General features: G+C 72.0%; 16 protein-coding genes and 1 tRNA gene. 8 read left to right on the top strand and 9 right to left on the bottom strand.

Annotated features, from left to right (window positions below; translation table 11 throughout):
* Positions 1-51: 51 nt before the first annotated feature.
* On the bottom strand, positions 52-1,458 hold the full coding sequence (locus ACIHAR_RS21500) for a hypothetical protein (protein ID WP_400021055.1): 1,407 nt from the start codon (positions 1,456-1,458) through the stop codon (positions 52-54).
* A gap of 267 nt (positions 1,459-1,725) precedes the next feature.
* Here ACIHAR_RS21500 and ACIHAR_RS21505 point away from each other — a divergent pair, with 267 nt between their 5' ends.
* Positions 1,726-2,112: a hypothetical protein gene (locus ACIHAR_RS21505; protein WP_400021057.1), complete on the top strand. Its 387-nt coding sequence runs from the start codon at positions 1,726-1,728 to the stop codon at positions 2,110-2,112.
* Between the two features lie 88 nt (positions 2,113-2,200).
* Positions 2,201-3,079 carry a spermidine synthase gene (locus ACIHAR_RS21510; RefSeq protein WP_400021059.1) on the top strand — a complete coding sequence of 293 codons (879 nt, stop codon included), beginning with the start codon at positions 2,201-2,203 and terminating at the stop codon, positions 3,077-3,079.
* 83 nt (positions 3,080-3,162) lie between these two features.
* Here ACIHAR_RS21510 and ACIHAR_RS21515 read toward each other — a convergent pair whose 3' ends face one another.
* On the bottom strand, positions 3,163-3,699 hold the full coding sequence (locus ACIHAR_RS21515; RefSeq protein WP_400021060.1) for a hypothetical protein: 537 nt from the start codon (positions 3,697-3,699) through the stop codon (positions 3,163-3,165).
* A gap of 121 nt (positions 3,700-3,820) precedes the next feature.
* Here ACIHAR_RS21515 and ACIHAR_RS21520 point away from each other — a divergent pair, with 121 nt between their 5' ends.
* The 5 genes from ACIHAR_RS21520 (at position 3,821) to ACIHAR_RS21540 (ending at position 8,806) form a co-directional block, all read left to right on the top strand.
* Positions 3,821-4,537 (top strand): response regulator transcription factor, encoded by a 717-nt coding sequence (locus ACIHAR_RS21520; protein ID WP_365467316.1) that lies wholly within the window; start codon positions 3,821-3,823, stop codon positions 4,535-4,537.
* Entirely contained in the window at positions 4,534-5,943 is a 1,410-nt protein-coding gene (locus ACIHAR_RS21525; protein ID WP_365467318.1) for a HAMP domain-containing sensor histidine kinase, read from the top strand. The genes ACIHAR_RS21520 and ACIHAR_RS21525 overlap by 4 nt, the downstream gene beginning before the upstream one ends.
* Positions 5,944-6,072: 129 nt before the next feature.
* Entirely contained in the window at positions 6,073-7,527 is a 1,455-nt protein-coding gene (locus ACIHAR_RS21530) for a cellulose binding domain-containing protein (RefSeq protein WP_365467320.1), read from the top strand.
* A 138-nt stretch (positions 7,528-7,665) separates the two neighbouring features.
* Positions 7,666-8,541 (top strand): hypothetical protein, encoded by an 876-nt coding sequence (locus ACIHAR_RS21535; RefSeq protein WP_400021064.1) that lies wholly within the window; start codon positions 7,666-7,668, stop codon positions 8,539-8,541.
* A 16-nt stretch (positions 8,542-8,557) separates the two neighbouring features.
* Positions 8,558-8,806 (top strand): hypothetical protein, encoded by a 249-nt coding sequence (locus ACIHAR_RS21540; protein ID WP_400021066.1) that lies wholly within the window; start codon positions 8,558-8,560, stop codon positions 8,804-8,806.
* An 87-nt stretch (positions 8,807-8,893) separates the two neighbouring features.
* Here ACIHAR_RS21540 and ACIHAR_RS21545 read toward each other — a convergent pair whose 3' ends face one another.
* The 4 genes from ACIHAR_RS21545 to ACIHAR_RS21560 form a co-directional block, all read right to left on the bottom strand.
* Positions 8,894-10,330: a GH1 family beta-glucosidase gene (locus tag ACIHAR_RS21545; protein WP_365467326.1), complete on the bottom strand. Its 1,437-nt coding sequence runs from the start codon at positions 10,328-10,330 to the stop codon at positions 8,894-8,896.
* A gap of 142 nt (positions 10,331-10,472) precedes the next feature.
* Positions 10,473-11,384: a carbohydrate ABC transporter permease gene (locus ACIHAR_RS21550; protein WP_384659958.1), complete on the bottom strand. Its 912-nt coding sequence runs from the start codon at positions 11,382-11,384 to the stop codon at positions 10,473-10,475.
* Positions 11,385-11,396: 12 nt separating this feature from the next.
* On the bottom strand, positions 11,397-12,407 hold the full coding sequence (locus tag ACIHAR_RS21555; protein ID WP_365467360.1) for a sugar ABC transporter permease: 1,011 nt from the start codon (positions 12,405-12,407) through the stop codon (positions 11,397-11,399).
* Positions 12,408-12,412: 5 nt separating this feature from the next.
* Entirely contained in the window at positions 12,413-13,741 is a 1,329-nt protein-coding gene (locus ACIHAR_RS21560) for an ABC transporter substrate-binding protein (RefSeq protein ID WP_400021069.1), read from the bottom strand.
* Positions 13,742-14,126: 385 nt separating this feature from the next.
* Between ACIHAR_RS21560 and ACIHAR_RS21565 the strand changes: the two genes are divergently transcribed.
* Positions 14,127-15,182, top strand: a complete 1,056-nt coding sequence (locus ACIHAR_RS21565) for a LacI family DNA-binding transcriptional regulator (protein WP_365467330.1) — start codon at positions 14,127-14,129, stop codon at positions 15,180-15,182.
* A 67-nt stretch (positions 15,183-15,249) separates the two neighbouring features.
* Here ACIHAR_RS21565 and ACIHAR_RS21570 read toward each other — a convergent pair whose 3' ends face one another.
* From ACIHAR_RS21570 to orn, 3 genes are all read right to left on the bottom strand, one after another.
* The gene (locus ACIHAR_RS21570) at positions 15,250-15,852 is read right to left on the bottom strand and encodes a GNAT family N-acetyltransferase (RefSeq protein ID WP_400021072.1); all 603 of its coding nucleotides are present in this window, start codon (positions 15,850-15,852) and stop codon (positions 15,250-15,252) included.
* Positions 15,853-15,893: 41 nt separating this feature from the next.
* A tRNA-His gene (locus tag ACIHAR_RS21575) sits at positions 15,894-15,966 on the bottom strand.
* A 119-nt stretch (positions 15,967-16,085) separates the two neighbouring features.
* Positions 16,086-16,688: an oligoribonuclease gene (orn, locus tag ACIHAR_RS21580; RefSeq protein WP_365467334.1), complete on the bottom strand. Its 603-nt coding sequence runs from the start codon at positions 16,686-16,688 to the stop codon at positions 16,086-16,088.
* Positions 16,689-17,019: the final 331 nt, after the last annotated feature.

A 17,019-nucleotide genomic window follows, 5' to 3' on the forward strand; every position in this document is an offset into this window, starting at 1 on the left:
ATCGCCCCGGCGTGGGACCGCCCCGGCGTGGGACCACCCCGGGCCGTGCCGTCACACCACCCGTGGCGCCGAGGCGTGCCTCTCCAGGAAGTCCGACACCCCCGAGGCCCGCCGGTGCGGCAGCAGTACCCGTGCCGTCCCCGCCAGCATCGTCTGGATCCGCGACGACTGGACCTGCCCCAGCAGGTCCAGCACCTTCATTCCCGCCGTCGCGGCCTCGTCCGGCCGCCCCCCGCGCGCGAGGTCGTCCGCCAGTTCGGCTGTGTACAGCGCGATGTTCCGGGTGAAGTGGGGGTCCTGCAGCTGGGCCGCCCGCCGGGCGTGCCGGGCGGCGCGCGGCCAGTCGCCCAGGGTGGACCAGCACTGCGCCTCCAGGCCCTCCAGTTCGGCCTCGCCGTAGAAGCTCATCCACTCGAAGTCGGCGTCCGAGGAGCCCCGCTCGTAGAGGGCCTGGGCGCGCACGAGCGCCTGTTCGCAGCCGGTGCGGTCGGCGAGTCCGGCCCAGCCGCCCGCCTCGCGCAGCGCGAGCAGCGACATCAGGCGGGCGGAGCCGAGGGGGCGTGCGACGCGCTGGGCCGCCTGGGCGGCGCGCACGGCCTCGCGCGGCCGGCCCGCGTCGCGTGCGAGGAAGGCCGTGTTGCAGAAGGCGTGCGCCTCCAGGGCCGGGTCGCCGGCCATCCGGGCCGTTGCGAGGGCCTCCGCGTAATGGGAGCGCGCGTCGTCGAACCGGCCCGAGTCGTGCGCCAGCCAGCCCACCGAGATGGCGAGCTCCCCGGCGCCCGAGTGGAGCCGGTCGGCGGTCGCCTGCCGGGTCGTGCCGGCGTCCAGCAGCGCGTACGCGGCACGCAGCGGGGTCGCCGCGCGCCGGTAGAGGCCGTCGGCGCCGTGCCGGTCGTCCAGCAGCCGGATTCTTCGGACCGCTTCTTCGAGGGCGCTCGCCTGCCCCGCCCCGGCGCGGCGCACGGGACGTTCCGCCGCCGATGCCTCCAGGGCGAGCCCCAAGGGGCCCAACGAGGCGGCGGCCACCGTGGCGCCTCCGCCGGTCATGAATGCGCGACGCAGCACGTCGCTCTCCTCGTGGTTGTGGTGCGTGTCGTTCGGGTCCTGCGTGTCATACGGCTCGTACGCCCCGCCGGTCTCATCCGTGCCCGGAGCGTCCCCGGTGGCGCGCGCCCCCCGCCCCCGTACGGACGAGCGGGGCGCGAACCCCAGGTCGGTGAGCGTGCGGCCGGGGAACATGTGCAGGAACACCCGCTCGTACGCGTAGTTGGGGCAGCGGATCTCCCCCGCCTCGACCCGGCCGATGTAGCGCGCGTCACAGCTGACCCGCTCGCCGATCTCGCGTGCGGCCCGCCGTACCAGTGCCGCGAACTCGGCCGGCGAGCGCTGCCCGCGCAGCTGCCGGAAGGCGAGGTTGGGCCGGTTGGGCCGGGGTGGGGTCACCGTTGACGACGCCATGGCCGGGTCCTCTCGTGCGAACCGTCGAACCATGCCGGATTCCGAGTGCGTCGCCCGCTTCCGCCGAGGCGCTCACCCCGGTCTCCGGCGGGGAAGAACGTACCTGCTGTGGTCGGCCCGCCACGCAGTGTTTGGCTACAAACCGGATATCTCATCCCCGATCTGCCATGAACTGCCATCCTTTGCGGCGGACTTCCGCCGTAGCCGTTGACGGCGTGACGCGTTGACCCCTGTGGACTGCAAGGGGGCTGCGTGGTGGAGGCCGGTATGGAGACCAGCCAGAGCAACGATCCTTGTGCGCCGTCGGCGACGGGCTGCGACCTCGTGACGGTGCCGACCCGGCACGGGCTGGAGGCGGTCGACATCCTGCTCCGCGGAGCCGGGGACGTGGTGGGGCCCGTGCTGCACGACGACGGGGGCGGCACCCTCGCCTTCCTCGTGCCGCCCGGGACCGCGGCAGCCTGGGACCTCCCCGGAAGCACGTGCACGGAGACCGACGGGCGAGGACTGAGACCCGACCCCGGGCCCCCGGTCGAGGGCTCGGACTGGCTGGTCCCGCCCGGCGAGGTGGACCTCGCGACGGATCCGGCGGTGCTGCGGCGGGCGCTGGGAGAAGCGGCGCGGACCATCGAGGCCGCCGACAACTGCCGGTAGACGGCGAACTGCCGCCGGCGGGCGGTGACCCGGGCGACGCCCGGCCGCCGTTTCGGCGCGGCGCCGTCCCGCCTGCGAAAATGCCCGCATGGGAAAGTCGAGGAACGCCCGGCACACCCGGCGCGAGCGGGACGCCGGCACCGTCGTCGCCGAACAGGTCGACGGCGGGCTCGCTCAGCTCATACCCGACCGCGACCGGACGCGGGCCTGGACGCTGCTCATCGACGGCGCGCCCCAGTCGCACGTGGACCTCGACGACCCGGCCTTCCTCTCCTTCGAGTACCAGCGGCGCCTCGGCCACGTCATCGACCTCGCCGCGCCGCCCGGCAGGCCCCTGCACGTCGTGCACCTCGGCGGCGGCGCCTTCACCCTCGCCCGGTACGTCGCCGCCACCCGCCCCCGCTCCACCCAGCAGGTCGTCGAGCGGGACGCGAGCCTCGTCCAACTCGTCCGCCGGGAGCTCCCCTTGGACCCCGGCGCCCGCATCCGGGTCAGATCGGTCGACGCCCGGGAGGGGCTCGTCAAGGTGCCCGACGGGTGGGCCGACCTCGTCATCGTCGATGTGTTCAGCGGGGCCCGGACGCCGGCGCACCTGACCTCGACCGAGTTCCTCGACGAGATCCGCAGGGCGCTCAGGCCCGGCGGGCTCTACGCCGCGAACCTCGCCGACGGCCCGCCGCTCGCCCATCTGCGCGGCCAGATCGCCACCGCCGCCGCCCGCTTCCCGGAGCTCGCCCTCGTCGCCGACCCGACCGTGCTGCGCGGCAAGCGGTTCGGCAACGTCGTCCTCGTCGGCTGCGACCTGCCCCTGCCGGTCGCCGAGCTGACCCGCCGGGCGGCCTCCGACCCGCACCCCGGCCGGGTCGAGCACGGCAGGGCGCTCACCGACTTCACCGGCGGAGCCGTACCGGTCGTGGACTCCTCCGCGGTGGCCTCACCGGCCCCGCCGCCCTCCGTCTTCCGGTAGAGCACAGGCCTCCGTCCTCCGGTAGGGCACAGGCCTGTCTTCCGGTAATGCACAGGCCTCCGTCCTCCGGTAGGGCGTCGGCCTCAGTAGGTGCCGACCTCCACCCGCGGCGGACCGTCGTGCCAGGTGCAGAACACCGACACGCGGTCCGCGCCCGAGGCGAACTCCACCCGGATCCACGTCTCCGTCTTCCACACCTGCATCGACCAGCCCGCGCCCGGCGTGGCCGAGACGAGCGTCGCGGAGGTCTTCCCGAGGTCGAACACCACCCGGCCGCCGTCGGTGTCGTAGCTCTTGACCTGCCCGGACGTGACCTGCCCGGACGGGCTCGGGGGAGCGGCCGTCGCCGGTGCCGAACCGGAGGGCGAAGGCGAGCCAGGTGGCCGGCTCGGCGTCGGGGACGCGCTCTTCGACGGGCGCCCGGAAGGAGCCGGAGGGCTGGTGGCCGACGACCGCGGCTCGGACTCCTGCGTGGCCGTGTCGCCCGCCGTCAGAGGCAGGGCGCGCGGCGGGTCGTACGCCGTCCCCGCCATGACCGTGTGGACACCCCACCACGACAGCGTGACCGCCGCGCCCGTGGCGAGCGACCAGGCCAGTACGTGTACGAGTCCTCTGCGCATCGCGGCCATCTTGCCCCACGGGCCCCACGGGTGTCGCACGGACGGCCCACCGGCCGTCCACAGGCGGCGAGTTGTCCACAGGCCCGAATGCCCCACGTCCGCATGGCGTACGGTGCGGCGCATGGCAAGTGTGCTCGTGGTCGAGGACGACCAGTTCGTACGCTCGGCGCTCATCCGGCACCTGACCGACGCCTCACACACCGTGCGCAGCGTCGGGACGGCACTGGAGGCGCTGCGCGAGGTCGCCCATTTCCGCTTCGACCTGGTCGTCCTGGACCTCGGACTGCCGGACCTGGACGGCTCCGAGGCCCTGAAGATGCTGCGCGGCATCACCGACGTGCCCGTCATCATCGCCACCGCCCGCGACGACGAGACGGAGATCGTCCGGCTGCTGAACGCCGGGGCGGACGACTACCTGACCAAGCCCTTCTCGGTGGAGCACCTTTCGGCGCGCATGGCGGCCGTCCTGCGCCGCTCCCGCGCCGGCGCCGGGGACGCCCCGCCGTCCACCGTCCTGCGCGTCGGCGGCCTCACCGTCGACCCGCTGCGCCGCCAGGCCGAACTGGACGGCGTCCGGCTCGACCTCACCCGTCGTGAGTTCGACCTGCTCGCCTTCCTCGCAGGCCGGCCCGGTGTCGTCGTCCCGCGCAGGGAGCTGCTCGCCGAGGTCTGGCAGCAGTCCTACGGCGACGACCAGACCATCGACGTCCACCTCTCCTGGCTGCGCCGCAAGTTGGGGGAGACCGCGGCCCGCCCGCGCTATCTGCACACCCTGCGGGGCGTCGGCGTGAAGCTGGAGCCGCCCGCCCCGGAGTCGCCCGGGGAGCCGCCGCGATGAGATGGGCACTGGTCAAGGTCTGTCTGGCCGTCACCACCATGGTCGTGATCGCCTTCGCGGTCCCGCTCGGTCTGGTCATCAAGGAGATGGCCCGCGACCGCGCCTTCTCCAACGCCGAGCGGGAGGCCGCCGTCGTGGTCCCCGCGCTCTCCATCACCACCGACCGCGACCAGTTGGAGCGGGTCGTCGCCTCCGCCGGCTCCGACGACGGAATGGCGGTCCACATCCCCGCGAGCGACGGCCGCACCGGCGTCGACCTCGGCCGGCAGCGTGCCGCCGACGCCGACATCGCCGCCGTCCGCAAGCTCGGCCGCGCCTCCACCGCGGAGGTGCCCGGCGGCTCCGCCCTGCTCCAGCCCGTCGCGCTCAGCTTCGGGACCGTGGTGATCGAGGTGTACGTCCCCGAGTCCGAGGTCAGCAACGGTGTCGGGACGGCCTGGGGGGTGCTCGCGGCGGTCGGCGCCGCGCTGGTCGTCGGTTCCGTCGCCGTCGCCGACCGGCTGGGCGTACGGATGGTGCGGCCCGCCCAGCGGCTGGTCGAGGGCGCGCACGAGCTGGGTGAGGGCAAGCTGGGCGCACGCGTGCCGGAGGAGGGGCCGAACGAACTGCGGCTCGCGGCCGTCGCGTTCAACTCCATGGCCGACCAGGTCGTCCAACTCCTCGCGAACGAGAGAGAGCTGGCCGCCGACCTCTCCCACCGGCTGCGCACACCCCTGACCGTGCTGCGGCTCAACGCGGCCTCCCTCGGCGACTCCCCGGCCGCCGAACAGACCCGTGCCGCGGTCGCCCAGCTCGAGCGCGAGGTCGACACCATCATCCGGACCGCCCGCGAGGCCAAGCCGCAGACCGCCGCGGCGGGTCCGGGCGCCGGATGCGACGCGGCCGAGGTCGTACGGGAGCGGATGGCGTTCTGGTCGGCGCTCGCGGAGGACGAGGGCCGCAAGGTGCGGGTGGCCGGCGTGGACCGTCCGGTGCGCATACCCGTGGCCCGTGCCGAACTCGCGGCCGCGCTGGACGCCCTGCTCGGCAACGTCTTCCGGCACACGCCCGAGGGCACGGCCTTCGCGGTCGACGTGCACAACGGCGAGGACGCGGTGATCGTCCTCGTGTCGGACGCGGGACCCGGCATACCCGACCCCGAGGCGGCGATGGCCCGCGGCCGGGGTTCGGGGAGCGCCGGGTCGACCGGGCTCGGGCTGGACATCGTGCGCCGGCTGGCGGAGTCGACCGGTGGGGACGTACGGATCGGGTCGTCGGTGCTGGGCGGGACCGAGGTGCGGATATGGATCCAGGTCAGCGGGCGGGCCGGCGGGGAGTCGGCGCGCAGGGGGCACCGGGGGTCCGTGCGCAGGCGCCGGCCGGGCCGGCCGGTCTCCACCTTTAACCGGCCCCGATCCCTCCCTTAAGCGCGCCCTAAGATCGCCGAGACCCGCCCCGATCAGGCGCTTTGCCCGTTTCGGGATCGCTAGCGTGCTGCCGCGTCCCAGGCCCGGGACCGTCCACGACCCCCCGTGAATCGCGAAGGCAGGCACGCCATGAGCACACACCGGCGCAAGATCAGTGGCAGGAACAAGGCGATCGGTGGTGTGGTCGCCGCGGCCGTCGTCGGCGGTGGCGCCGTCCTCCTCACGGGTACCGCGCAGGCGGCCGGTGTCGGCGCCGCGTACACCAGGACCAGTGACTGGTCGACCGGGTACACCGCACAGTACGTCGTGACGAACAACAGCGGCGGGGCGAAGGCCGACTGGAGGCTGGAGTTCGACCTGCCGGCCGGGGCCAGGCTCGGTTCCCTGTGGAACGCGGAGGCCGACGTCAGTGCGCAGCACGTCACCGTGACGCCCCCGAAGTGGGACACCGACGGTCTCGCCGCCGGCGAGTCGGTCACCGTCGGCTTCGTCGTCAACGGCACCGGGGACCCCGCCGGTTGCCGTATCGACGGCGCCACCTGCTCGGCGGACGGGGGCGCGACGCCGGAGCCGAGCGGCCGTCCGACGCAGACCGCGACCCCCGCCCCGTCGTCCACCCCGACGCCCTCCGCCACCCCCACGCGCACGGCGACCGCCTCCCCCTCGCAGAGCACCGGCACCGGCACCCCCGCCTCCGCGGCCTTCGCCCCCTACGTCGACACCTCCCTCTACCCCGCCTTCGACCTCCTCGCGAGCGCCGAGGCGACCGGGGTGAAGCACTACAACCTCGCCTTCGTCACCGACGGCGGCGGCTGCACGCCCAAGTGGGGAGGGGTCACCGACCTCGCGAGCGACGGCGTGGCCTCCCAGATCGGAGCCCTGCGGGCCAAGGGCGGTGACGTCCGGGTCTCCTTCGGCGGCGCGGCCGGTTCCGAACTGGCCACGTCCTGCTCGTCGGTGGACGCGCTGGCGGCGGCCTACGGCAAGGTCGTGGACACGTACGGGCTCACCAAGGCCGACTTCGACGTCGAAGGCGGCGCGCTGCCGAACACGGCCGCCAACACGCGGCGCGCGCAGGCCATAGCGAGGCTTCAGCAGCAGCACCCGGACCTGGACGTCTCCTTCACGCTTCCCGTCATGCCGGAGGGCCTGACCCAGGACGGCGTGAACCTGCTGGCCGACGCCAAGGCCAACGGCGTGAGGATCTCCACCGTCAACATCATGGCCATGGACTACGGCCCGGCCTACAGCGGCGACATGGGCACCTATGCCGAGCAGGCGGCCACCGCCACCCAGGCACAGATCAAGAGCGTTCTGGGGCTGAGCGAGTCCGCCGCCTGGAAGGCCGTCGCCGTCACGCCGATGATCGGTGTGAACGACGTCACCACCGAGATCTTCAAGGTCGAGGACGCGACCCAGCTCGTCGCCTTCGCGAAGGCCAAGGGGCTCGGCTGGCTGTCGATGTGGTCCGCGACCCGCGACAAGCAGTGCCCGGGCGGCGCCAAGCCCGCCGCGGACGCGACGTGCAGCTCGATCGTGCAGGAAGCGAACGCGTTCTCGAAGGCGTTCGCCACCATCGGCTGATCGCCTTCGGAGCCCCGGCGGCACGTGCGCGCCGCGAGCTGACGCAACGCGGCATAGTCCTGGCGCATAGTGACCCGAACGGCTGAACGGGGCCTGCTCCACCACCCACCGCCCCGAACCGCCACTACGTTCCGTCACATGGTCAGCTCAGCGCACGAGGCGATGCACCAGATCTTCAGGGAGGACCCGGGCCTCTTCGCCCGGGCCCTCCCCAAGGCGGGCATCGCCTTCCCCGAGCCCACGGCGATCCAGCACCTGGACACGGATTTCACCGAGATCAGGCCGCTGGCGCGCCGTGTGGACACCCTGTTCCGGGTCGACACCGCGGACGACGGTGGCTTCCTGCTCGCCGTCGAGGCCCAGGGCACACCGGACCCGGCCAAGCCGAACAGCTGGACGTACTACTTGGCGCATCTGTACGCCAAGTACCAGCTGCCTCCGATCCTGCTGGTGGTCTGCCGGGACAAGGCCACCGCCACCTGGGCGGCGGAGCCCGTCCGGGTCGGCCTGCCCGTCCACACCAGCATCGCGGTGTTCCCACTCGTCCTGGGCCCGGGCAACGTCCCCGCGATCACCGACCCGGAGGAGGCGGCGGAGGACCTCGCTCTCGCCGTCTTCGCCGCACTCGCCCACGCCAAGGATCCGGGCCTGCCTGCGATACTGGACGCGCTGGCGACGGCAGTGGCCAACACCGGCGGCGAGACCGCGAAGCGTTGGGCCGAATTCACCGAAGTGGGCCTGGACGACACCCCGGCCCGTGCACTGTGGAGGCATCTGATGGCCACGTACACTCCCCGTTTCCCCGGCAGCGGCACTCTCATCGAGGAAGCCCTCATCGAGGGCGAGACCAAGGGACGTGCCGAGGACATTCTCCGTATCCTCGACCGGCGTGGTGTCGAGGTGTCCGAGGCGGCGCGGGAGCGGATCGCGTCCTGTGGTGATCTGGAACTGTTGGGGACGTGGCTCGACCGGTCTCTGACCGCGATGAACGCCGAGGACCTGTTCGGCCCGTGAGTGCTGGAGGCGTCTGATGGCCACGTACACTCCCCGTTTCCCCGGCAGCGGCACTCTCATCGAGGAAGCCCTGCTCGAGGGCGAGACCAAGGGCCGCGCCGAGGGACGTGCCGAGGACATTCTCCGTATCCTCGACCGGCGTGGTGTCGAGATGTCCGAGGCGGCGCGGGAGCGGATCGCGTCCTGCTCCGATCTTGAGGTCCTCGGCGTCTGGCTCGACCGGTCCCTCACCGCCTCGACGGCCGAGGACCTGTTCGGTCCGTGAGGGAGTCCTGGCCGGCGCCCGGCGAGCAGAGGGGCGCGGCACGCCCCCACGGCGTGCCGCGCCCCGTCCCCCGCTCCCCCGGGAGGGTCAGGCGGTCTCGAGCGCCGGCAAGGTCCCGGTCCGTGCCGCCTTGCCGTACCACAGCGCGCTCGACTTCGGTGTGCGGGCGAGCGTCGCGTAGTCCACGTACACCGCGCCGAACCGCTTCTCGTAGCCGTACGCCCACTCGAAGTTGTCCATCAGGGACCACAGGAAGTAGCCCCGGACGTCCGCGCCCTCGGCGATGGCGCGGCGGACGGCCCTGAGGTGGCCGTGCAGGTAGGCGATCCGCTCCGGGTCGTGGACGCGGCCGTCGCCGTCGGGCTTGTCGTCGTAGGCCGCGCCGTTCTCCGTGATGTACAGCGGGATGCCCGGCGCCTCCTTCGTGTAGCGCATGATCAGCTCGTGCAGGCCCGTCGGGTCGATCGTCCAGCCCATCTCCGTGCGCTCGCCCGGCGTCTGGTGGAAGGCGACGTCGTCCGCGCCCGGCCAGGGGGAGTGGTTGCTGGCGCCGTGGCCGTCGGCCCGCGGGCCCTTCGGGTCGGCGTCGGCGGCCGAGACGAGGGTGGGCGTGTAGTAGTTGAGGCCCAGCGCGTCCAACGGCTGGTTGATGGTGCGCAGATCCCCGTCGAGGACGTAGGACCAGTCCGTCAGCGACGACGTCGCGGACAGCAGCGTCTCCGGGTACGCGCCGCGCAGCAGCGGGCCGTGGAAGACGCCGTTGGCCAGATCGTCGATCGTGCGGACCGCCGCCAGGTCCGCCGCCGTCGGGGAAAGGGGCCGCACCACGGAGGAGTTGAGGCTGATCGCGACCGAGTTGCGGGCCGGCATCACCGAGCGGAGCGCCGACGCGCCCAGGCCGTGCGCCAGGTTCAGGTGGTGCGCCGCGCGCAGGGAGGCCACCGGGTCCGTACGGCCCGGCGCGTGCACTCCGGAGGCGTAGCCCAGGAACGCGCTGCACCACGGCTCGTTGAGCGTGATCCAGTGCTCCACCCGGTCGCCGAGGGCCTCCCCGACGATCTGCGCGTACTCGGCGAACCGGTACGCCGTGTCCCGCTCCGGCCAGCCGCCCGCGTCCTCCAGCTCCTGCGGGAGGTCCCAGTGGTAGAGGGTGATCGCCGGCTTGATGCCCTTGGACAGCAGCTCGTCGACCAGGTGCCGGTAGAAGTCCAGGCCCTTCTGGACCGCCGGGCCGCGGCCGGTCGGCTGGACCCGCGACCAGGAGATGGAGAAGCGGTAGGCCGACAGGCCCAGCTCCGCCATCAGCGCCACGTCGTCGCGGTAGCGGTGGTAGTGGTCGACAGCGATGTCACCGGTCTCACCACCGGCGGTCTTGCCCGGCGTATGGCTGAAGGTGTCCCAGATCGACGGCGTACGGCCGTCCTCCCGCACCGCCCCCTCGATCTGGTACGCGGACGTCGCGGCGCCCCAGAGGAAGGCGGGAGGAAAGGTGACCGGGTTCACCGGCTGTGCGGACTCAGGCATGGAAGCGCTCCCATGAATGGTCGTCGAGGTCATCGGGACCGACGAAGGACGGGGGGAAGAGTGCGGGTGGGAAAGGGGCCGAGGCGGCGGTGACCCGGCCCCTGAAAGCGGAAGGACGGTCGGACGTCGGGACGGCCGGACGTCAGCCCTTCACCGCGCCCTGCATGATGCCGCCCACGATCTGCTTGCCGAAGATCGCGAAGACCAGCAACAGCGGCAGCGTGCCCAGCAGCGCGCCTGCCATGATCAGGGACTGGTCGGGGGTGTATCCGCGGCCGAGGCCCGCGACCGCCACCTGCACGGTCGGGTTGCCGGTCTGGCTCAGCACCAGGAACGGCCACAGGAAGTCGTTCCACGTCTGGACGAACATCAGCATGCCGAGCACGGCCATCGCGGGGCGCGCCGCGGGGAACACCACGTGCCACACCACGCGCCAGCTGCTCGCGCCGTCCACCCGGGCCGCCTCGATGATCTCGTCCGGCAGCGCCTGGATCAGGTACTGCCGCATGAAGAACACACCGAAGGCGCTCACCAGCGACGGCAGGATCACCGCCTGGAGCTGGTCGGTCCACTCCAGTTTGGCGACCATCATGTACAGCGGGATCACGCTCAGCTGCGGCGGCACCATCATCGTGCCGATGACGATCAGCATCATCGCGCCGCGGCCCTTGAACCGCAGCTTGGCGAAGGCGAACCCGGCGATCGTGGAGAGGAAGACGATCGTCGCGGCCGACGTCCCGGCCACGATCGTCGTGTTGACGAAGGCCGTGCCCAGGTTGGCGTCGTTCCAGGCCACGTCCAGGTTGTGGAAGAGGTTCGAGCCGAACCAGAACGGCGGCGGCGTCTGCGCCAGCCGGTTGTTGTCGCGGGATGCGGCGATCGCCGTCCACACCAGCGGGAACAGCGAGCCGATGGTGAACAGGGCCAGGATCACGTACGCGATCGGCCCGGCGTGCATCTGGCCGCCGGCCCGCGCGGACTTCGGGCGGCGCACCCGGCGGGCCGCCGGGACCGTGTCCTGGGGCTCGGGCTTTGTCACAGTCGTCGTCGTCACGGCTGCTCCTCCTTAACTACTGGCGCGCAGCCGGCGCGAGATGACGTAGTTGACGATGCCGATCACGATCAGGATCAGGAACATCGTCCAGGCGATCGCGGAGGCCCGGCCCAGGTGCTGGTTCACCCAGCCCTGCTCGTACAGGTACAGGCCCAGCGTCTGGAACTGGTGCTCCGCACCGCCCGAGGCGCCCTTGTTGGCGTCGAACAGCAGCGGCTCGCCGAACACCTGGCTCGCGCCGATCGTCGAGACGACGACCGTGAACAGGATCGTCGGCCGCAGCGACGGCAGCGTCACGTGGAAGAACTGCTGCCAGCGGCTCGCGCCGTCCAGCGCCGCCGACTCGTACAGGTCCTGCGGGATCGCCTGCATCGCCGCCAGGTAGATCAGCGCGTTGTAGCCGGTCCACCGCCAGATGATGATCGAGGACACCGCGATCTGGGACGGCCACTTGTCGTTCTGCCAGTCGACCGGGTCGATCCCGATCATGTCCAGCGCCCAGTTGATCATGCCGTAGTCGCGCCCGAAGAGCAGGACGAAGACGAGCGAGGCGGCCGCGATCGACGTCGCGTACGGGGCGAGCATCGCGACCCGGTAGAAGGTCGAGGCGCGCAGCTTGTAGTTGAGGATGTGGGCGAGCCCCATCGCCATCAGCAGCTGCGGCACCGTCGAGATGATGCCGATCGTCAGCGTGTTCTTCGCCGCGTTCCAGAAGAAGTCGTCGTCGAAGATCCGGGTGTAGTTGCGCAGCCCCACCCAGCTCATGTCGGTGGGCGCGGTCATCTCCACCTGGTGCAGCGACGCCCAGCCCGTGTAGAGCAGCGGGAACAGGCCGAACGCGAGGAACAGCAGGAAGAACGGCGAGACGAAGGCGTACGGGCTCCAGCGGATGTCCCGCTGCCAGCGCCGGGAGAGCCGGGCCCGGCGCCGCTGTTCCGCCTCCGTGGAGACGGCCGGCGGGCGGCCCGGGGCCGCGCCCCCCTCCTTCACGGGGGGCGCGGCGGTGTCGTGGCGGGTGGCCATACGGGTCACTTGTCCAGGTTGTTGTCGATGGTCTTGGTCGCCGTCTTCCAGGCCTCCTCCGGCGACTTGCCCTTCGTCACGAGGATGACGCCGTTGTCCGTCAGACCCTGCTGGATGATCTGGTCCTTCGCACCGATCACCTGGACCGGGGCGGCCTTGGCGGCCTCCGCGAAGATCGCGCCGATGTTCTGGTCACCGGTCATCTCGTTCTTCGCGCCGGTGACGTCCGGCGACGTGTACGTGCTCGGCGCGCTCGGGAAGGAGCCCTGCACCTTGAACAGCTTCACCTGCTGCTCGGGCGCGGTCAGCCAGGCGACCAGCTTCTCGGCCTCCTTCACGTTCTTGCCGCTGGAGGGCACGGTGAGGAAGGAACCGCCCCAGTTGGCGGACTTCGGCGCCACCGCGACGGCCCACTTGCCGAACGCCTCGGGCTTCGACTTGCCCTTCAGGGTGCCGAGCATCCACGGCGGGCAGGCGATGGTGGCGAACTTGTTGTTCGCGATCGTCTGGTCCCAGGACGGCTGGAACTGCGTCTGCGCCTGCACCAGGCCCTTCTCCGCGGCCTCCGCGGTCAGGTCGAAGGCGGCCTTGACGGCGGGGTTCGACTTGTAGATGACCTCGCCGGAGGAGTCGTAGAACTTCTCCTCCTCACTGCCGAGGATCGCGTTGATCAGACCGCCGGGAGAGTCCATGAAGAAGGTGCCCTTGGGCGCCTTGGCCTTGTACTGCTCACCGACCGAGACGAACTTGTTCCAGTCGCCCGCCCACAGCTTGCCGACCTCCGTCGGGTCGGTGGGCAGACCGGCCTGCTGGAAGAGGTCGGTGCGGTAGCAGAGGGCCATCGGGCCGACGTCGGTGCCGAGACCGATCGTCTTGCCGTCCTTCGTCGTGGCCTGCGCCCACTTCCAGTCCAGCCAGTTGCTCTTGTTCACGCCCGAAACCTTGGACATGTCCTGGAGCTTGGCGCTCTGGGTGGCGGTCACCTCGGCGATGTTGGCGACCTCGACGGCCTGGATGTCCTGGAGACCGCTGTTGGTGGTGAGGTGGTTGACGAGCGCCGGGTAGTAGTTCTCGTTCCGCTCGATGACGTTCTCGGCGATCTTGATGTTCGGGTTGAGCTTCTCGTACTCGGCGTAGAGGCCGGCCTCCTTGAAGCCCATCGTGCCGAAAAGGCCCAGCGTGATCGTGGTCTTGCCCTTGCCGTCGCCGGACGACGAACCGTCGGAACCCTCGTTGCCGCCGTCGTCGGCACAGCCGGCCAGCAGCCCGGCGCCCAGCGTCGCGACGGTCGCCAGGACCACCACCCGACGGGAGGTTCGGGTACGTGCTCGCATTGCGTCCTCCTGTTGCCCTGACGTGCCGACCCCCCGGCCAACTGCATGGTTGGGCCCGTTAGTTTCTCGCTGCGGCTCGGGCGGGGAACGTGCGGGATGTGTATGTGTCAGGTACCGTGGGAGCGCTCCCACAAGTGATGTGTTGAAGAGTCGTCGGTTCGGGCGGGGGTGTCAAGGGTGGGGGCGCGGAGAGACGCGTTCAGTTATCCGGCTGTTAGCTAACTCCGGTGGGCGATGCTTTTCGGCCGACGGTGCGGCGACCGGTGCGCGATCGTACGACACCCGGTGTGCGGTCGTACCACCTCCGGTTACGGGTGGTGGGAACAGAAGGGACTGTTACATTCCAGGCCAGCGCGTGATGACGAACGGCGGGAAGGCGGAGCCCATGGCAAGCCACGGAGCGCGGGGCCGGAGCGGTGGCCGGCCGACCCTCGAAGAGGTGGCCGCACGCGCCGGCGTGGGCCGGGGCACGGTCTCCCGGGTGATCAACGGCTCGCCCAGGGTGAGCGACGCGACCCGCGCCGCCGTCGAGGCCGCGGTCGCCGAGCTCGGTTACGTCCCCAACACCGCGGCCCGTGCCCTCGCCGCCAACCGTACGGACGCGATCGCCCTCGTCGTCCCCGAGCCGGAGACCCGCTTCTTCGCCGAGCCGTACTTCTCGGACATACTGCGCGGTGTCGGCGCCGAACTCGCCGACACCGAGATGCAGTTGCTCCTGATCTTCGCGGGCAGCGACCGCGAGCGGCGCCGGCTCGCCCAGTACCTGGCGGCGCACCGGGTGGACGGCGTCCTGCTGGTCTCGGTGCACGCGGACGACCCGCTGCCGGACCTCCTCGCCCAGTTGGAGATCCCGGCCGTGATCAGCGGCCCCCGCTCCGCAGCGGAGACGCTCCCCTCGGTCGACTCCGACAACTACGGCGGCGCCCGCTCCGCAGTGGAGCACCTGCTGGCCCGGGGCCGCCGCCGCATCGCCCACATCACCGGCCGCCTCGACGTCTACGGCGCCCAGCGCCGCGTCGACGGCTACCGCGACGCGCTGCGCGACGCCGGGTGCGAGGTGGAGGAAGGCCTCATCGAGCCGGGTGACTTCACCGAGGAGGGCGGCCGTCGCGCGATGGCCGACCTGCTCGCCCGCACCCCCTCCCTGGACGCGGTCTTCGCCGGCTCCGACGTCATGGCGGCCGGCGCCCGCCAGGCCCTGCGTGAGGCGGGCCGCCGCATCCCGGAGGACGTGGCGCTGGTCGGCTACGACGACTCCGCCATCGCCCGCCACATGGACCCGCCCCTGACCAGCGTCCGCCAGCCCATCGAGGAGATGGGCCGCAGGATGCTGGACCTCCTCCTCACGGAGATCGCCGATCGCCGCCCGGCGGTGTCGCGGGGGCTGGAGCGCCGGCAGGTGGTGCTCGCCACGGAACTGGTGGGTCGGGCCTCGTCGTAGGCGGGCCCGGAGGCCTCCGGAGGGCGAGCCGGAGCGGCGGCGGGGTCGAAGCCGAGGACCGCCCGGGTCAGGGGCTGTCCGGCGGTCCGCCCGTCAGCCGCCACCGCTGTTCGCCGTCCTGCTCCTCACCGGTCGGCGCCAGTCCCGCGGCCGTGGCGACCGCGGCCGATGCCGTGTGGTCCGGGTGGATGTGGGCGAGAACCGTACGGACGCCGTGCTCCCGCAGCCATCCGGCGAGGCCCCGGGCCGCCTCGGAGGCGAGGCCTCGCCCCTGCCAGGGGGTGCCGACGACCCAGGCGATCTCCGCGGCGGCGCCCCGGTCGGTGACCGTGGCCTGCACGGTGCCGGTGAGCGGGGCAAACTCCTTGCCGCCGAGCGGGGCGGATTCCTCGCGCAGCCGCAGGACCCAGTTGCACCAGGAGACGGCCGGGTCGGGGGAGCCGGCGACGAGCCGCTCGTAGCGGGCGCGCAGGGCCGCGGCGTCGAGCGGGGAGCCCCCGATGAACGTGTGCAGCGCGGGGTCGGACAGGACGACGGCCATCTCCTCGGCGTGGTCGACGCGGAGGGGGAGCAGGTCGAGGCGTGCCGTGCGGATCGGTTCGGCGTGCGGGAGTGCGGAGACGGGAACCTCCTGGAATCCGGGCGGCCCCGGTGTGCCCGGGAAACGCATCAGCCGGTGGCCTCTCGCGAGGCCACCGGCTGATTACTCAGGGTGAGTGACGGGACTCGAACCCGCGGCATCCTGGACCACAACCAGGTGCTCTACCAGCTGAGCTACACCCACCATGACCGGCGGTTCACTGGGTGGTTTCCCCGACCGGCCGAGAAAAAGTGTACAGGGTCCGAAGGGGTGCTCGCGCACGGCTTTCCGCGGGCGCCGCGCGGCGCCTCACGCGGGCGCCGCTACCGGGCGGGCAGGACGTGCTTGGCGGCGATCGTCTTCGCCGTGTCGGAGTCCGGGCCGGGCTGCGGTACGAAGATGGCCTCGCGGTAGTAGCGCAGCTCGGCGATGGATTCGCGGATGTCGGCGAGGGCGCGGTGGTTGCCGTTCTTCTCGGGGCTGTTGAAGTACGCCCTCGGGTACCAGCGGCGGGCGAGCTCCTTGATGCTGGAGACGTCGACGATGCGGTAGTGGAGGTAGTCCTCCAGGGTCGGCATGTCGCGGAGGAGGAAGCCGCGGTCGGTGCCGACGGAGTTCCCGCACAGGGGGGCCTTGCCCGGCTCCTTCACGTGCTCGCGGACGTACGCCAGGACCTGCTCCTCGGCGTCGGCGAGCGTCGTGCCGCCCGGGAGCTCGTCCAGCAGGCCCGACGCGGTGTGCATCTGACGTACCACCTCCGGCATCGTCTCCAGCGCCGAGTCCGGCGGCCGGATGACGATGTCCACACCCTCGCCGAGGACGTTCAGCTCGGAGTCGGTGACGAGGGCGGCAACCTCGATGAGAGCGTCGTCGGACAGCGAGAGGCCGGTCATCTCGCAGTCGATCCACACCATGCGATCGTTCATGCGACCACCCTACGGCTGACGTCCGCCGATGGGATGCCCCCGGTCGGTGCGGACGGCCACTGGGGCTTCGCCCCGGGCCCACGGCCTGTGCCCACCCATCCGCACCGGGGCGGGCCGTGCGTCGGGCCCGCGCGACGGCCCCCGACGAGCGCCGGTCGGGGCGTCCGAGCGGAGCCCCCGGGAGAGGGGATGAGCAGGGGCGGGGGGGGGGGGGGACCCCCCCCCCCCCCCCCCCCCCCCCCCCACAAACCCCCACCCCCCCCCCCCCCCCCCCGAGGGGCAAACGGGCACCGCGTGCTCCGCGTGGAGGGCGCGGAGTGCCTGGACGAAG

Source organism: Streptomyces sp. NPDC052016 (assembly GCF_044548445.1).
Classification (GTDB): Bacteria; Actinomycetota; Actinomycetes; order Streptomycetales; family Streptomycetaceae; genus Streptomyces.

Coding starts and splice junctions, on each gene's coding strand:
- ACIHAR_RS21545 (WP_365467326.1), bottom strand. CDS start 10,330: ATGCCTGAGTCCGCACAGCCGGTGAACCCGGTCACCTTTCCTCCCGCC.
- ACIHAR_RS21540 (WP_400021066.1), top strand. CDS start 8,558: ATGGCCACGTACACTCCCCGTTTCCCCGGCAGCGGCACTCTCATCGAG.
- ACIHAR_RS21510 (WP_400021059.1), top strand. CDS start 2,201: ATGGGAAAGTCGAGGAACGCCCGGCACACCCGGCGCGAGCGGGACGCC.
- ACIHAR_RS21570 (WP_400021072.1), bottom strand. CDS start 15,852: ATGCGTTTCCCGGGCACACCGGGGCCGCCCGGATTCCAGGAGGTTCCC.
- ACIHAR_RS21565 (WP_365467330.1), top strand. CDS start 14,127: ATGGCAAGCCACGGAGCGCGGGGCCGGAGCGGTGGCCGGCCGACCCTC.
- ACIHAR_RS21560 (WP_400021069.1), bottom strand. CDS start 13,741: ATGCGAGCACGTACCCGAACCTCCCGTCGGGTGGTGGTCCTGGCGACC.
- ACIHAR_RS21535 (WP_400021064.1), top strand. CDS start 7,666: ATGGTCAGCTCAGCGCACGAGGCGATGCACCAGATCTTCAGGGAGGAC.
- orn (WP_365467334.1), bottom strand. CDS start 16,688: ATGAACGATCGCATGGTGTGGATCGACTGCGAGATGACCGGCCTCTCG.
- ACIHAR_RS21555 (WP_365467360.1), bottom strand. CDS start 12,407: ATGGCCACCCGCCACGACACCGCCGCGCCCCCCGTGAAGGAGGGGGGC.
- ACIHAR_RS21515 (WP_400021060.1), bottom strand. CDS start 3,699: ATGCGCAGAGGACTCGTACACGTACTGGCCTGGTCGCTCGCCACGGGC.
- ACIHAR_RS21530 (WP_365467320.1), top strand. CDS start 6,073: ATGAGCACACACCGGCGCAAGATCAGTGGCAGGAACAAGGCGATCGGT.
- ACIHAR_RS21520 (WP_365467316.1), top strand. CDS start 3,821: ATGGCAAGTGTGCTCGTGGTCGAGGACGACCAGTTCGTACGCTCGGCG.
- ACIHAR_RS21500 (WP_400021055.1), bottom strand. CDS start 1,458: ATGGCGTCGTCAACGGTGACCCCACCCCGGCCCAACCGGCCCAACCTC.
- ACIHAR_RS21525 (WP_365467318.1), top strand. CDS start 4,534: ATGAGATGGGCACTGGTCAAGGTCTGTCTGGCCGTCACCACCATGGTC.
- ACIHAR_RS21505 (WP_400021057.1), top strand. CDS start 1,726: ATGGAGACCAGCCAGAGCAACGATCCTTGTGCGCCGTCGGCGACGGGC.